This is a genomic window from Streptomyces sp. NPDC005494, assembly GCF_042872025.1.
Classification (GTDB): Bacteria; Actinomycetota; Actinomycetes; order Streptomycetales; family Streptomycetaceae; genus Streptomyces.
The window spans coordinates 172,889-187,313 of the sequence record NZ_JBIAJR010000008.1 but is presented as its reverse complement, the minus strand read 5'-3'; the positions used below and the strand labels follow the sequence as shown (position 1 = coordinate 187,313).

The window sequence follows — 14,425 nt, the reverse complement described above, 5'->3', positions numbered from 1 at the left end:
TGGTCGTCGACCCCATGGTCCAGGACCTCGACGGTGAGACCGAGAAGCTGCGCAACTCCGTCCCGCTCGCCCGGATCGAGCTGCTCGGGGTCCCCGCCTGGACCGTCACCCGGCACGCCGAAGCCCGCCGGCTGCTCGTCGACCCGCGTCTGGTGAAGGACCTGGACGCGTGGGGGCTCTGGCAGAGCGGGGAGGTCACCCACGCCTGGCCGCTGATCGGGATGATCGACGCCGGCCGCTCCATGTTCACCGTGGACGGCGAGGCGCACCGGCGGCTGCGGACGAAGACCTCCCAGGCGCTCACCCCTCGTCGGCTGGAGGCGATCCGGCCGGACATCGAGAAGTTCACCGAGGAGCTCCTGGACGCGCTGGCCGAGCGGGGCGAGGAGGGGGTCGTCGATCTCAAGGCGGTGTTCGCCCAGCCGCTCCCCATGAAGGTGGTCGGACTGCTCATGGGGGTGGACGAGGCGCTGCATCCCATGCTGACCCGGCAGTACAAGGCGTTCTTCTCCATGCTCACCCCGCAGGAGGACCGGCTGGCGCTGCTCGCGGAGCTCGACGTCTTCTACACGCAACTGGTGCGGGAGAAGACCGCGCACCCCACCGACGACCTCACCAGCGCACTGATCCTCGCCGAGGAGGGCGGGGAACCCCTCACCGAGGAGGAGGTCGTCGGCAACCTCAAGGCGATGGTGGCGGCAGGGCACGAGACCACGATCGGGCTCATCCTCAACGCCGTCCGCGCGCTGCTCGCTCATCCGGGGCAGCTGCGGATGGTGCTGGACGGGAAGATCCCGTGGGAGACGGTGATCGAGGAGACGCTGCGCTGGGACACGCCCACCACCCACCTGCTGATGCGGTTCGCCACCGAGGACGTCCAGGTCGGTGAACAGGTGATAGCCAAGGGGGAGGGCGTGGTGATCTCCTACCGGGCCATCGGGCGCGACACCGACCAGCACGGGGACGACGCCGACGCCTTCGACATCACCCGGCCGACGCCGATCCGCCACATGACCTTCGGCCACGGCCCCCACATCTGCCCCGGCGCCGCGCTGTCCCGGGTCGAGGCCGGCATCGCGCTGCCCGCGCTGTTCGGACGCTTCCCCGACCTGAAGCTCGCGATCGAGGACGACGAGATCCGCAAGCTGCCGGTGATGACGCAGAACGACATGGAGGCGTTCCCCGTGCTGCTGCACGGCTGAGCGGTCCCGAGGTCGGCGGGGGGCGACACGTGCACGCCCTGCGTGGCCCCCCGGGGCCGGCGGGGGGTGGCTCCTGCACGGCTCAGGCCCCCGGGGCGCGGTCCGGAGGGCGGCCCTTCGCCGCCCCGGTCCGACTCCTCGTCCGGGATGCCGAACGCCGTCCGATCTTTCGGTGAAACCGTGCGGCGCGCGGCAACCCATACGCGGCCGGCGGCGACTGCGGAATGCACCCCCCCAGCCCCCGACCCCCCAAGGAGGTCCCCTCATGAGCCGCACTCTGAGGAGAACCCTCGCGGTCCTCCCCGCCGCGTTCCTGATGGCCCTCGTGCCGGGCAGCGCCTCGGCCTACCCCAACCCGGGTGTCGTCAACGGCGACATCGTCGTCCACGACCCCAGCATGGTCCGCAGCTCGTCCGGTCAGTACCTGCTCTACTCCACCGGCGAAGGCCTCCAGCTGCGCACCTCCACCGACCGCACCGCCTTCGGCCGCTCCGGGAACGCCTTCACCACCAAGCCCAGCTGGTGGAAGAACTACTCCTCGGCCTCCGACCCGTGGGCCCCGGACATCTCGTACCGGGGCGGCAAGTACCTGATGTACTACGCCGTCTCGTCCTTCGGCTCGAACACGTCGGCCATCGGGCTCGCGGCCTCCACCACAGGGCAGGCCGGCAGCTGGAGCGACTACGGGATCGTCTACACCTCGAACTCGTCGAGCGACTACAACGCCATCGACCCCAACCTGTTCGTGGACGACGACGGCAAGTGGTGGCTCTCCTTCGGCTCCTGGTGGACCGGGATCAAGATGATCCGGATCGACCCGTCGACCGGCAAGCAGTACTCCGGGGACACCGCCAGGCGCTCGCTCGCCTCACGCCCCACCGGCACCAAGGCCGTCGAGGCGCCCTCCATAGTGAAGCGCAACGGCTACTACTACCTGTTCGCCTCGTACGACACCTGCTGCGCCGGCACCGCTTCGACGTACAAGATCAAGGTCGGCAGGGCGACGAGCGTCACCGGTCCCTACAAGGACAAGAACGGTGTCAGCATGCTCAGCAACGGCGGTACGCCCGTCATGGAGTCCCACGGGCGCTACATCGGCCCCGGCGGTCAGTCGATCCTGGCGGACTCCGACGGCGACCTGCTCGTCTACCACTACTACGACGGCCAGGACAACGGCACCCCGAAGCTCGGCGTCAACCTCCTGAACTGGAGCAGCGGATGGCCCGTCGCCTACTGACCCTGCTGAGCGCCCTGCTGCTGGCGCTCGCCCTGGGACAGCCGACGTCGGCGTCGGCGGCCGAGGGACGTCCGTACACCAACCCGGTCAAGGCGCAGAAGGGCGCCGACCCCTGGATCTCCTACCACGACGGCAACTACTACCTGGTGTCGACGAGCTGGACCGACGTCATCACCATGCGGAAGTCGCCCACACTGGCCGGGCTCTCCACCGCGCCGAGCGTGCAGGTGTGGCAGGGCGACGCGGCCTCGCGCTGCTGCAACATCTGGGCGCCCGAACTGCACTACTCGGGCGGACGCTGGTACCTGTACTACGTGGCCGGGCAGAACATCACCGACTACAACCCCACACAACGCGTTCACGTGCTGCAGAGCGCCGGGTCCGACCCCATGGGGCCCTACACGTACAAGAACCAGCTCGGCAGCACCTGGATGCTCGACCCCAGCGTCCTCACGCTCAACGGCTCGCTGTACCTGCTGGGGAGCGCGAGCGGAGGCGGGACACAGAATCTCGTGATCGCGCCGATGTCGAACCCGTACACGCTCAGCGGCTCCTTCTCGGCCATCTCGACGCCCACCTTCGACTGGGAGAAGTCGGGTGGCACGGTCAACGAGGGGGCGGAGGTGCTCCAGCGTGGCGGGAAGACGTTCATCATCTACTCCGCGAGCGGCTGCTGGACGCCCGACTACAAGCTGGGACAGCTCACACTGACGGGCTCCGACCCGCTCTCCGCGTCCTCCTGGACGAAGAAGTCCACCCCGGTCTTCCAGCGGAACAACTCCGCCGGGATCTACGGGCCCGGCCACAACGGCTTCTTCAACTCACCCGACGGGACGGAGAGCTGGATCGTCTACCACGCCAACGACTCGGCGTCCGACGGCTGTGACAACGGGCGTACGGCGCGGGCGCAGAAGTTCGGCTGGAACTCCGACGGCACCCCGAATCTCGGTACACCCGTCGCCCTGGGCACCACCCTCGCCGGGCCGTCCGGCGAGACGGGGGCGACCCCGACCGCGTACACCGTCGTCAGCCGGGCCACCGGGAAGTGCCTGGACGTGAGTGGAGGCTCGGCCTCCGACGGGGCGAACGTGCAGCAGTGGACATGCGACGGCAGCGCGAAGCAGCGGTGGCGCATCGAGGACAGGGGGGACGACACGAGCCGTCTGGTGAACGCCGCGACGGGCAAGGTGCTCGACACGGCTGACTGCTCCGCGGCCGACGGTGCCGATCTGCGTCAGTGGTCGTGGCTCGACAACACCTGCCAGCGCTTCCGCTTCGTCACGACCGAGGCCGGCTGGGTGCGCATCGTCAACCAGGCCACCGGAAAGGTCGCCGACGTGGCGACCTGCTCGACGGCCGACGGCGTGGACGTACGGCAGTGGACCTGGCTGAACAACACCTGCCAGCAGTGGAAACTCACACCGGTCGGCTGAGGCCGTCCCGACCCGCCGAGGCCGGCTCAGGCCTCGGCGGGCCGCGGAGGCCGGCGCGAGCTCACGGACCCCGGCGCCCGTAAGCTGCGGCGCCATGGCAGACCTCCTCGCCCTCGCCCCGCACCGCTCCACCACGGCCACCCTGCTCGCCGGTGCGGCGCGCGAGCGCGGCATGGACGTGTCCGTCCTGCCGCGCGACGGCCTCCGGGCCGGCCCGCCGCCGGGCACCCGGGCGCACTACTACGGCGGCCCGCTCTTCGCCGACTCGGCCCTCGGCGGCCTCGGGATCGCCCTCCTCGAACCGGCCGGCAGCTGGCTCGACGGCCTGCCGTACGCGTTCACCGGCCGCCGCGTCGGATGCGTCCCGCTCAGTGAGGCCCGGCGTGCATCGGGCCCGCTCTTCGTGAAGCCACCCACCGACAAGAGCTTCCCGGCCGCCGTGTACGCCGACGGCGCCCGGCTGCGGCTTCCTGGGAGCCCGCTGGAGGATTCCCTCGTGCAGGTCAGCGAAGTGGTCACCTGGGTCAGGGAATTCCGGCTCCACCTGCTGGACGGGGAGATACGCACCGGCTCGCAGTACGCCGTCCACGGCCGGCTGGACGTCGCGCCCCTCACGGGCCACGGGGACGAGGCCGCGGTGCGCGCGTTCGCCGCACGGCTGGTCGAGGGGCACGGGGGCTCCCTGCCGAGCGGGGTGGTGCTCGACGTCGGCCTGATGCGCGGGAGCGACGACGCGGGGGAGGGGCGGTGGGCTGTGGTCGAGGCCAACATGGCGTGGTTCAGCAACGTCTACGCCGGGGACCCCGCCCGCGCCCTCGACGTGGTGCTCCGCGCGGCGGGCCCCCGGGCCGACATCGGTGAGGGGGACGCGCGATTCCGGCGGGCGTAGACCTCGTGCCCGGTACGCGGGCGTAGGCCTCGTGCCCGGCAACCTTTGGGGCGGCCGTGGCGACTACAGCCAGGAAACCCCACCTCTTCCCCTCCCGACCGAACGGATCCCGCCATGGCAGCGAACGGACGACGTACAGAGCTCCGCACCGGACCGCGCAGGGCGCTGACGGCGGGGGCCGCGGCGGTCGTGGCCGTCGCCACCCTCCAGGCGTTCGGGGCGGCGTCCGGAGCGGCGGCGGCCGCCACGCTCACCGTCGCCAAGGACGGCAGCGGGCAGTACACCACGGTGCAGGCCGCGGTGAACGCGATCCCCGCGGGCAACACCACGCGAACCGTCGTCTCCATCGGGCCGGGGACCTACCGCGAGCTGGTGAAGATCCCGTCCAGCAAGAAGAACGTCACCCTCCAGGGCAGCGGATCCAGCCGCAAGGACACCGTCATCGTGTACGGCAACGCCGCCGGCACCCAGAAGCCCGACGGCTCCGGTACGTACGGGACGAGCGGCAGCGCGACGGTCGCGGCCGAGGCCGACGGCTTCCAGGCCCGTAACCTCACGATCACCAACGACTTCGACGAGGGCGCCAACCAGAGCCTGAGCGGACACCAGGCGGTGGCCCTGCGGACGGCGGCGGACAAGGTCGTCCTCGACTCCGTGATCGTCAACGGTGACCAGGACACCCTGCTGCTCGACACCGCCTCCAAGGCGACCCTCGGCCGCGTCCACGTGACCAACTCCTACGTGGTCGGCAACGTCGACTTCATCTTCGGACGCGCCACCGCCGTGATCGACAAGTCGGTCATCACGCTGAAGAAGAGGTGGGACGGCAGCTCCGCCGGCTACATCACGGCCCCCAGCACGGCAGCCGACCGCAAGGGTTTCCTCGTCATCAATTCCACCGTGAACGGTGACGTCTCGGCCTCCTCCTTCCACCTCGGCCGGCCGTGGCACGCGGGGGGTGACGCCACGCTCGACCCGATGGCCACCTTCCGGAACACCACACTCGGCGCGGCCGTCAAGCCGGCTCCCTGGACCGACATGAGCGGCTTCTCCTGGAAGGACGACCGCTTCGCCGAGTACAGGAACACCGGACCCGGGTCCGGTGCGGCGAGCAGCGACCGGCCCCAGCTCACCGACGCCCAGGCCGCGCAGCAGGAGACAGCCGACTGGCTGGCGGGCTGGACACCTTCGGCGTCCTGAGTCACGGTGTGCGGAGGCAGAAGCTGCGGTCGAAGCGCTTCGACTCCACTCTGGACAGTCCCTGTGAGCGAGTCTAGGCTCCACGGTGTCTGTGCATGTCAGAGTGCGAAGGGGAGCACAGCAGAGCGCTGTCGAAGCGCTTCACCAGTTCTCCCTTGCGGTCACCATCTGTAGGGGAGAAGCCGAATGGTCACGCTTGCCGAGGTCGCCCAGCATGCCGGAGTCTCGGCGAGCACGGTGAGCTACGTCCTCAGCGGGAAGCGGTCGATCTCGGCCTCCACCCGGGAACGGGTGGAACTCAGTATCCAGCAACTGGGCTATCACCCCAACGCCGGGGCACGCGCCCTCGCCAGCAGCAGGACCAACATCATCGCGCTGATGGTGCCGTTGCGCACCGACATGTACGTGCCCGTGATGATGGAGATCGCCATCGCCGTCGCCACGAGCGCCCGCACCCACGGCTACGACGTCCTGCTGCTCACCGGCGAGGAGGGCCCGGCCGCCGTGCGGCGGATCGCGGGAAGCTCACTGGCGGACGCGATCATCCTGATGGACGTCGAACTGCACGACGAGCGGCTGCCGTTGCTCCGCGACTCCGGACGGACGGCGGCCCTCATCGGGCTCCCCTCCGACACCTCCGGGCTCACCTGCGTGGATCTCGACTTCGAGGCCACGGGCGCGCTCTGCGTGGAGCACCTCTCCGGCCTCGGCCACCGCGAGGTCGCCGTCATCGGGGAAGCCGCCGCCGTCTACGAGCGCCACACCGGCTTCGCCGAGCGGACCGTGGACGGCATACGGGCCAAGGCCCAGGACACCGGGACCCGGATCCTGCACCGGCCCTGCGAGGGCGGATACGCGGCCATGGCCGGCACCCTGGCCCGGATCTTCGACGAGCGGCCGGGCACGACCGGGTTCATCGTCCAGAACGAGGCCGCCGTCGAGCCGCTGCTCAACCTCCTCCAGCAGCAGGGGCGCGCCGTGCCGGAGGACGTGTCCGTCGTGGCCATCTGCCCCGAACAGGTGGCCACCCAGGCATCGGTGCGGCTCACCTCCGTCGCCATCCCGGCGCAGGAGATGGGGCGCCGCGCGGTGGAGCAGGTGGTCGCGAAGCTCGCGGGACGCGGTACGGACGAAGTCGACCTGCTGGAACCGGTTCTGACGGTGCGTGCGAGCACGGGTCCCGCTCCCGCCTGACCGCGAGAAGGGGCCCGCCGGCCCCCGGTCGCGAGCACGGGCCGGGGGCGTCCCCCCGGCCCGCACGGATCAGCTCGAGGAGACGTCGAACCCGTTGGTCGTGAAGTTCAGGCCGCCGGACGACGAGGTGATCTCGTAGCCGAACTGGACGTCACCGATGGTCTCGTCGCCCCACCAGCCCTTGGTGTCCTTGATCCACTTCAGGATCGGGAGGATGTTCACGCTCCCGGACGTGGAGTCCGAGGTCCGCAGGAACGAGAAGACCTCGTTGGCCCCGTTGTCACCCTTGTAGACGGCCCACGTGTGGCCGCCGAGGGTCACGTTGCCCTGCGAGGTGCCGAGCGGACCGACGGCGCCGTTGTAGTTGACCCAGAGCATGACCTCGTAGTCGTAGTCCGTGTCCCAGATGTCGTACGACGTGTTGTAGGCGCCGGAGGACGGGACGGTCACGTTGTAGCCGCTCCTCAGTGACGAGAGCGAGCTCAGCGGCTTGTTGACGATCTTCTTGGCGTTGGGGTACGACTTGATGCCACCGGTGTTCGGGTGGTTCGCCGTCACGCCCCAGTTGCTGGACGAGTTGGCCCAGATGGACTGGCTGCCCGCGCCGGAGCCCCAGATGTTGTTGTAGAGGATGTACCCGTCGGACGTGGTGTAGTTGCCCCACTGTTCGGACGAGGTCCAGATCGCGGCGTGGGCCGGTGCCGCCGCGAAGCCGATGAGGGCGGCCACGGCCGCCGTCGGCGCCAGGAGCAGCCTGGTCAGGGTGGTTCGTGCCATGAGGTGTTCCTTCCATGTGGGGATGGAGGACTGCTACCGCGCCCCCAGGGTGAGGACGCGGTCCACGCCGGCCGTCAGCTCCAGCGGAGCCGTGGGGTTTCCGGCGGTGGTCTCGGTGAGGGTGAAGCCGTCGCCCGTACGCAGGTCGACCCGCGCGTCGCGGCCGGGACGCAGCACGGCGGTGGCGCCGTCCTCGGACCAGCTGAGGTCCAGGCACGCGCCGAACCGTGTCCTGATGCCCCGGAGTTCACCGGCCGGACAGGCCTCGGGGACGGCGGGCAGCAGCACCAGGCGGCTCGGTGACGACTGGACGAGCGACTCGATCACGGCGGCTGGCAGGGTGTGGGCGGCGTCCGCGTTGTAGACGTTCCGCGAGGGATAGTGCGCGCTCATCAGGGAGTCGTGGAAGAAGTCGCCGCCGAGCACCGCGTCCAGCGCCGCCGCCACCCGGGACGGGTCCCGCAGCCGGGCCGCGATCAGCGCGTGGTGGAGATGGCCGTGGGCCGAGTCGTTCTCCGAGCCCCGCAGTTCCAGAGCGCGGTGCGCGGCGGCCGACAGCTCCGGGGTGTCGTACGGATTGACCGAGTCCAGTGGCCACACCGGGTAGAGATGGCTGAGATGGCGGTGGTCGTAGGTCTCGCGCAGACCCGGCCACGCCCACTCGGCGAGCGCCCCGTCCTCGTTCACGAGATAGGCCGGAAGCCGGGCGGCAAGAGCCTTCCAGCGGGCGGCGGACGGGTGGCCGGGAGCGTGCTCGGCGGCCGTCGTCAAAGCGTGGCGCGCCGCGGCGATGTCCATCGTGGCGTTCACCGTCACCCAGCTCGCGTTGGCCGGCCGGTTCTCCGGGGAGTAGGAGGGGACGACCGCCAGGTTTCCGTCCGGATCCTCGCAGCTGAGGAAGTCCTCGTAGAACAGGGCTACTTCGACCAGTGCACCGGTCAGCGCTGCGTCCGGGGTGCCCGTCGTCACCTCGGCGTGCTCGAGGAGCGGCTGAAGCAGCCAGTCCGCCCCCGCCGTCCACAGGTGCAGCGGATAGGCACGCTGGAAGTGCCGGGTGTGGCCCGACTCGCCGTCCGTGTGGGACGGGGCGACGACACCACGGGCCCCGAAGAGCGCCCGGGCGTTGTCCCGCCAGTGGTCCAGTTGCCCGTGCACCAGCGCGGCATGGGCCTCGGTCACCTCCGGGAGCGCAGCGGGCGCGGCCGAGGCGATCTGGAGGTTGAGGTTGGCGTTCGTGGTGAACGCACCGGACCAGGCGGTGTCCCAGTCCCCGGTCCACAGGCCCGTCAGCCTGGGCGGAAGCACGCCGGACGAGGACAGCAGGTGATAGCGGCCCGCCGCGAAGAGCCGCTCCAGCAGTGCGGGGCTCTTCGGGGTGCGCAGCAGCTCACTCCCGGCAAGCTCCCGCCCCGGCGCGGCGTCGCGCAACGCGAAGGAGGCACGCCCGTACGCGGCCCGGTGCAGCGGCCGGTGCCGGTCCAGCAGGGTGGCGTAGTCCTCGTGCGGCAGGGCGGACCACAACTCCCCGGGATCGGGGCGGCCCGCCACCCTGACGACCCGGGTCGTCAGGGTGAGACCGCGCGCCCCCTCGACCCGGACGCCCTCGCCCGACACGGAGACCCGGCCGCCGTCGACCCGGACCACGGTGACGCCCGTGTAGCCGAGCTCGCTGCCCGGGTAGCCCACCCGCAGGGCCAGGTGCGCCCCGTCCGGGGTCAGCACCGTGGAGCGGCCGACCGCCAGCTGCGCCGGAGCACCGGGAAGCGCGTGGTCCAGGGTGACGTCGGCGGTCAGCCCGGGGTCGGTGACGTGCTGCACCACCACGTCGTCCGCCCGCGACACGAAGACGCCGCTGCGCCACGCCTCGTACGAGGCCGTCACCTCGCCCGTGGTGAAGTCGACCTCACGGCGGTATCCGGCGACCGCCTCGTGCAGCCCACGGCCACGGCGGACACGGGTCTGGAACGCCGGGTGGAAGGGCTGCACCCACACCAGCGGGCGTACCCCGCCGAAGCCCTCGGCGGCCGTCGTGTCGCCGGACAGGAGCGCGTCCTGGAGCCGGCCGAGCCCGTCGGCGAGCTCGGGCGGCGCGAGGTTCTCGCTGCCGTTGGGCCGCACCAGGCTGTGGTGGTTGACGATGACCCGGTCGTCGCCCGGATCGCCGTACACCATCGCCCCGTGACGGCCGTTGCCACTGAGGAAGGCGTCCTCCCAGCGGGTGGCGGGGCCCGGCTCCCACGTACCGTCGTTCATGCCGGGACGTCTCTGAGCACGGCCACGCCGTAGCGGCCCAGCTCCACACTGCCGTCTGTCTCCGTACCCGTGAGCAGGTCGAGGCGGCGCCCCGGCAGCTTCACCTCCGCGGGGGAGCGGCCGTGGTTCAGCAGGAAGAGGAGTCCACCGCGCCGTACGGCCTCCACCCCGGCGGGCAGCCCCTCCAGCACGGGGCGCACGCCGGCCCCCGCCGCCGCCCGGCCGAGCAGGTCGCGCAGGGCGCCGGGCTCCGGGAGGGTGGAGAGATAGGTGGCGGTGCCCTTGCGGAGCACCGCGGGAAGCCCGTCCAGTTCGCCGCCCCGGTAGGCGCACACCGTCTCGGCCGTGCCGTCGGACTCCAGCTCCTCCGACCACAGGGTGCCGCGCAGACCGTCGCACTCCACCGTGTCGCCTGCGTCCAGGGGCCACCACTCGTGCACCGTACGGATGCCGAACAGCTCCCGCAGCCGGCTGTCCATGCCGCCCGGCCTGACCCGGCCGTCCATGTCCGCGACACCGGTGAAGAAACCGCACACGAGGGTCCCTCCGTCCCGGACGTACGCGACGAGGTTGTCGATCGCGGCGTCGCTCAGGAGGTAGAGCTGCGGCACGAGCACCATGCGGTAGCCGCTCAGGTCCGCCTCGGGCCGGGCGAATCCGGTGGCGATGCCGCCCTCCCACAGTCCCCTGTGCCAGGCCTGCACCAGCTCCGTGTACGCGACGAGCGAGGACGGGCGGTCCCGCTGGGTGGAACCCCACCAGGCCTCCCAGTCGTGGAGCACGGCGACCTCGGCGGTCACCTCGGTGCCGCTCACCTCGGCGCCGATCAGCGCCAGTTCGGCGCCGATCCGCTTGACCTCGGCGAACGTACGGCCGTGCTCGCCGGCGTGGCTCAGCATGGCGGAGTGGAACTTCTCCGACCCCTGCCGGGACTGGCGCCACTGGAAGTAGCAGACGGCGTCCGCGCCCCTGGCCACGGCCTGGACCGACCAGAGCCGGTTCAGGCCCGCGGGCTTGGGGTGGTTGACCTCACGCCAGTTGACCGAGCCCGCGGCCTGCTCCATCACCATCCAGGGCCCGCGCGCCTGCGAGCGGGTCATGTCGGCGAGCATCGCGTTGTACTGGCCGCCCAGCGGGTCCTTCGGGTCCGGGTAGACGTCGACGGAGACGACGTCCTCGCGTTCCGCCCACGCCCAGGCGTCCTGGCCCTCCCACAGCGGCATGAAGTTGGTCGTCACGGGGATGTGCGGGGTGTGCCGGGCGACGATGTCCCGCTCGGCGGTGTAGCACTCCAGCAGGGCGTCGGAGGTGAAGCGCCTGAAGTCCAGCTCGTGCGCGGGGTTGCGCAGGTACTGGACGCGGCGCGGCGGCAGGATCTCCGCCCAGGTGTCGTAACGCTGGCTCCAGAAGGCCGTGCCCCACGCCTCGTTGAGTGCGGCGACCGTGCCGTGGCGGGCGGCCAGCCAGCGGCGGAAGTGGGCGGCCGTCTCGTCGCACCAGCAGTGCGTGCAGTACTCGTTGTTGATGTGCCACATGGTCAGCGCCGGGTGGTCCGCGTACCGCGCCGCGAGATCCTCGGTGAGGGCGGCGGCGTAGCGACGGTAGACCGGTGAGCTCGGGCAGAAGTGCTGCCGCGAGCCGTAGTTGACGACCGCACCCTCCTCGGTGCGCGGCAGCGTCTCCGGGTGCAGCGCGCCCATCCACGGCGGGGGAGAGGAGGTCGGGGTCGCCAGGACGACCCCGATGCCGCCCGCGTGCATCAGGTCCATGAGCCGGTCCAGCCAGCCGAACTCCCGCGCTCCTGGGCGTGGTTCGATCATCGCCCAGGAGAAGACCCCGAGCGTGACGGAGTTGACCCCGGCCTCCTTCATCAGCCGTACGTCGTCGGCCCACACCTCCTCGGGCCACTGCTCGGGGTTGTAGTCGCCTCCGAAGAGGACGCGGCCACGGGTGGCGTCGTGCAGGGACGGCATGGACGTCTCGTTCCTCTACTTCGGGTCTGCGTACTGGATGCCACGGCCGTTCGTGCCCAGATAGACACGGCCGTGTACACGGGGGTCCCCGGTGATGACCTCACCGGTCCACCCCCACTGGTGGGAGTCGTCGTTGATGCGGACCCAGGTCGCGCCCGCGTCGTCGGAGCGCAGCACGGCCACGCCCTCGTGCGTCGCGGAGACGCGCCCGGTCTGGAAGACGGCCGGATAACCGGCCCGGCCCTTGCGCGGGGCCGCCTTCCCGAAGCCCAGGGCGTACGAACCCTGGCAGCCGGCCACCGGTGCGAAGGTGAGGCCGCCGTCCTTGGAGCGCAGCAGGCCGTTGTCCTTGGCGGACAGCCACAGGTCCCCGGTGCGTCCGGGCGCCGCCGCGATGCGGAACTGCGTGTCGCCGGACGGCAGTCCGGTGGCCCCCTCGACGAACGTCGCGCCGTTGTCGGTGGAGCGGAAGACGGTCCCGGTGTCCGTGTCGTACACGTAGAAACGGGCGGCATCGAGGGGGTCGGCGACCGGGGTGCCGCCCTTGGGGAAGGTCGTCACCTCGGCCCAGGTCGCGCCGCCGTCGGTGGAACGGTGCGCCGGGTACTTGGTGCCGTCCCAGTGGACGAACGACCACAGGAGCGTCGCTCCGTCGGCCGAGACCGCCACGGGCCCGGGGGCCGAGGACGCCATCGCCGGCTGCGAGGCGAACGGCTGCCAGGTCGCCCCGCCGTCGCGCGAGTACGCGCCCGCCGAGTCCGAGCCCGAGGGCCACCCGGTCCGCACGACGTACGACGGCTCGTGCGTGGCCAGGGCGAGCCCGGTGGCCGTACCGAAGACCGGGTTCGACGCCATCCCGCGCGACGGGGAGGCGGTCAGCGAGTCGTGGTACATGACCCCGATGTCCCCCAGTCCGCTGAGCAGCCGGGCTCCGGACGGGGGCGCGATCAGCTGGCGCACGGACGACTCCTCCAGACCCCGGATCTCGGGGGCCCAGTGGACGAGGTCACGCGTCCCGAAGACGGTGGCGCCGGTGCCGAAGACGATGTGCCGCGAGTCGTGCGGGTCGACGGCCAGGGCCTGGATCCACCAGCCGAACTTCGGCTCACCGCCCCACTTCAGATACGGGGTCTCCGCGACGTCCAGCACCGCCGTGTCCTTGAGCGAGGTCCAGCTCTCCCCGCCGTCCGTCGAACGGAACAGCGTGTCCACCGGCCCCCAGCGGTTGTTCGTCGAGACGACGACCGTGCCGGGGCGGGACGCGTCCACGGCCACCCCGCCGTAGCCGAACGCGTCGCCGGCAGCCGGGACGGCCGGGGTCACATCGGTCCAGGCGCCCGACACCGTGTCGAGACGGTGCACCGAACCGTCGGCCTGGTTGTTCGGCCCCGGCCCGTCCGCGTACGTGACGTACAGCGCACGGCCGCGCGCGTCGTACGCCGCGCGGACCGGCACCTTCGTCGAGGCGCCGGCGGTCGGCCTGCCGGGAACCTCCTCCCAGCCGCCGGCGACGTGGCGGTAGAGGTTCGTGCCGCCGTCGCCCCAGCCCGCGTACACCGCGCGGCCCACGGCCACCAGCAGGGTGACGCCCTGCCCGCCCGCCGACGCGGCCGCCGGGAAGGAGGTGTCCGGCGACCACGTGGCGCCCCGGTCGGTGGAGCGCAGCAGTCCGTCGTGGCGGGTACCGAGCCAGAGCGTCTCGCTGTCCCGGGGATCGACCAGGAGCCGCTCGCCGCAGCCCCGGCCGTCCTCGTTGGCGCCGAGGCGCACGGTGAGATCCGTACGCTTCCAGGTCGCGCCCCGGTCCTCGGACCTGAGGACCGCACCCGGGGAGGCGTACGCCTGTGTGTAGGTGCCCAGGGCCAGGTACAGCCGGTCGGGGTGCGCCGGGTCGACGGCCATCGCCTCGACCCCCATCAGGTTCCAGTCGTCCCAGCCGATGTGGTCGACGAGCGCCGTCCACCGGGCCCCGCGGTCGTCCCAGCGGTAGGCGCCCCCGATGTCCGTGCGGGCGTAGGCGAGACCTCGCACGGCGGGGTGGAACATCAGGCCCGTCACGAAGCCCGTCCCGCCGATCGCCGCGGTGCGCCAGCGGTGCGGCCGGCTCCTGCGGTCCTTCGGGGAGGCCGAGGCCCCTCCCGCCGCGGGCAGCACCGCGGCCGAGGCCGCGACCACCGCCGCACCGGCCAGGACGGTCCGGCGCCGGGGGCGCGGGCCGGGATCGGGCTGCGGGACGGACGAAGCGCGCATGACGAGGACCCTCCGGA

Annotated in this window: 9 protein-coding genes and 1 pseudogene; 6 read left to right on the top strand and 4 right to left on the bottom strand. The window is 71.5% G+C overall.

Features of this window, described 5'->3' with window-relative positions:
• Window positions 1-14: 14 nt before the first annotated feature.
• The 6 genes and pseudogenes from ACFYQ6_RS23335 to ACFYQ6_RS23310 all read left to right on the top strand — a co-directional run bounded on the left by ACFYQ6_RS23335 (window position 15) and on the right by ACFYQ6_RS23310 (window position 7,155).
• Window positions 15-1,202, top strand: a complete 1,188-nt coding sequence (locus ACFYQ6_RS23335; protein ID WP_388764893.1) for a cytochrome P450 — start codon at window positions 15-17, stop codon at window positions 1,200-1,202.
• A 265-nt stretch (window positions 1,203-1,467) separates the two neighbouring features.
• Complete coding sequence (locus ACFYQ6_RS23330) at window positions 1,468-2,439, top strand: arabinan endo-1,5-alpha-L-arabinosidase (protein ID WP_361577851.1); 972 nt, start codon at window positions 1,468-1,470, stop codon at window positions 2,437-2,439.
• Window positions 2,421-3,872 (top strand): family 43 glycosylhydrolase, encoded by a 1,452-nt coding sequence (locus tag ACFYQ6_RS23325; RefSeq protein ID WP_388764688.1) that lies wholly within the window; start codon window positions 2,421-2,423, stop codon window positions 3,870-3,872. The genes ACFYQ6_RS23330 and ACFYQ6_RS23325 overlap by 19 nt, the downstream gene beginning before the upstream one ends.
• 94 nt (window positions 3,873-3,966) lie before the next feature.
• The gene (locus tag ACFYQ6_RS23320) at window positions 3,967-4,761 is read left to right on the top strand and encodes an ATP-grasp domain-containing protein (protein ID WP_388764686.1); all 795 of its coding nucleotides are present in this window, start codon (window positions 3,967-3,969) and stop codon (window positions 4,759-4,761) included.
• Between the two features lie 225 nt (window positions 4,762-4,986).
• Window positions 4,987-5,961, top strand: a pseudogene (locus ACFYQ6_RS23315) (pectinesterase family protein); the annotation flags it as partial.
• A 186-nt stretch (window positions 5,962-6,147) separates the two neighbouring features.
• On the top strand, window positions 6,148-7,155 hold the full coding sequence (locus ACFYQ6_RS23310) for a LacI family DNA-binding transcriptional regulator (RefSeq protein WP_388764684.1): 1,008 nt from the start codon (window positions 6,148-6,150) through the stop codon (window positions 7,153-7,155).
• A 69-nt stretch (window positions 7,156-7,224) separates the two neighbouring features.
• Here the strand turns inward: ACFYQ6_RS23310 and ACFYQ6_RS23305 are convergent, their stop codons facing one another.
• The 4 genes from ACFYQ6_RS23305 to ACFYQ6_RS23290 are packed head-to-tail and all read right to left on the bottom strand — an operon-like array spanning window position 7,225 to window position 14,408.
• On the bottom strand, window positions 7,225-7,932 hold the full coding sequence (locus ACFYQ6_RS23305; protein ID WP_361577863.1) for a hypothetical protein: 708 nt from the start codon (window positions 7,930-7,932) through the stop codon (window positions 7,225-7,227).
• 33 nt (window positions 7,933-7,965) lie between these two features.
• Entirely contained in the window at window positions 7,966-10,185 is a 2,220-nt protein-coding gene (locus tag ACFYQ6_RS23300) for a glycoside hydrolase N-terminal domain-containing protein (protein WP_388764683.1), read from the bottom strand.
• Complete coding sequence (locus ACFYQ6_RS23295; RefSeq protein ID WP_388764681.1) at window positions 10,182-12,158, bottom strand: beta-galactosidase; 1,977 nt, start codon at window positions 12,156-12,158, stop codon at window positions 10,182-10,184. The genes ACFYQ6_RS23300 and ACFYQ6_RS23295 overlap by 4 nt, the downstream gene beginning before the upstream one ends.
• A 15-nt stretch (window positions 12,159-12,173) precedes the next feature.
• Window positions 12,174-14,408 carry a WD40/YVTN/BNR-like repeat-containing protein gene (locus tag ACFYQ6_RS23290; RefSeq protein WP_388764680.1) on the bottom strand — a complete coding sequence of 745 codons (2,235 nt, stop codon included), beginning with the start codon at window positions 14,406-14,408 and terminating at the stop codon, window positions 12,174-12,176.
• Between the last annotated feature and the right edge of the window lie 17 nt (window positions 14,409-14,425).

Bases quoted from the DNA above. Each gene is read 5' to 3' on its own strand.
- ACFYQ6_RS23295 (WP_388764681.1), bottom strand. From the start codon at position 12,158: ATGCCGTCCCTGCACGACGCCACCCGTGGCCGCGTCCTCTTCGGAGGC.
- ACFYQ6_RS23290 (WP_388764680.1), bottom strand. From the start codon at position 14,408: ATGCGCGCTTCGTCCGTCCCGCAGCCCGATCCCGGCCCGCGCCCCCGG.
- ACFYQ6_RS23335 (WP_388764893.1), top strand. From the start codon at position 15: ATGGTCCAGGACCTCGACGGTGAGACCGAGAAGCTGCGCAACTCCGTC.
- ACFYQ6_RS23320 (WP_388764686.1), top strand. From the start codon at position 3,967: ATGGCAGACCTCCTCGCCCTCGCCCCGCACCGCTCCACCACGGCCACC.
- ACFYQ6_RS23300 (WP_388764683.1), bottom strand. From the start codon at position 10,185: ATGAACGACGGTACGTGGGAGCCGGGCCCCGCCACCCGCTGGGAGGAC.
- ACFYQ6_RS23330 (WP_361577851.1), top strand. From the start codon at position 1,468: ATGAGCCGCACTCTGAGGAGAACCCTCGCGGTCCTCCCCGCCGCGTTC.
- ACFYQ6_RS23305 (WP_361577863.1), bottom strand. From the start codon at position 7,932: ATGGCACGAACCACCCTGACCAGGCTGCTCCTGGCGCCGACGGCGGCC.
- ACFYQ6_RS23310 (WP_388764684.1), top strand. From the start codon at position 6,148: ATGGTCACGCTTGCCGAGGTCGCCCAGCATGCCGGAGTCTCGGCGAGC.
- ACFYQ6_RS23325 (WP_388764688.1), top strand. From the start codon at position 2,421: ATGGCCCGTCGCCTACTGACCCTGCTGAGCGCCCTGCTGCTGGCGCTC.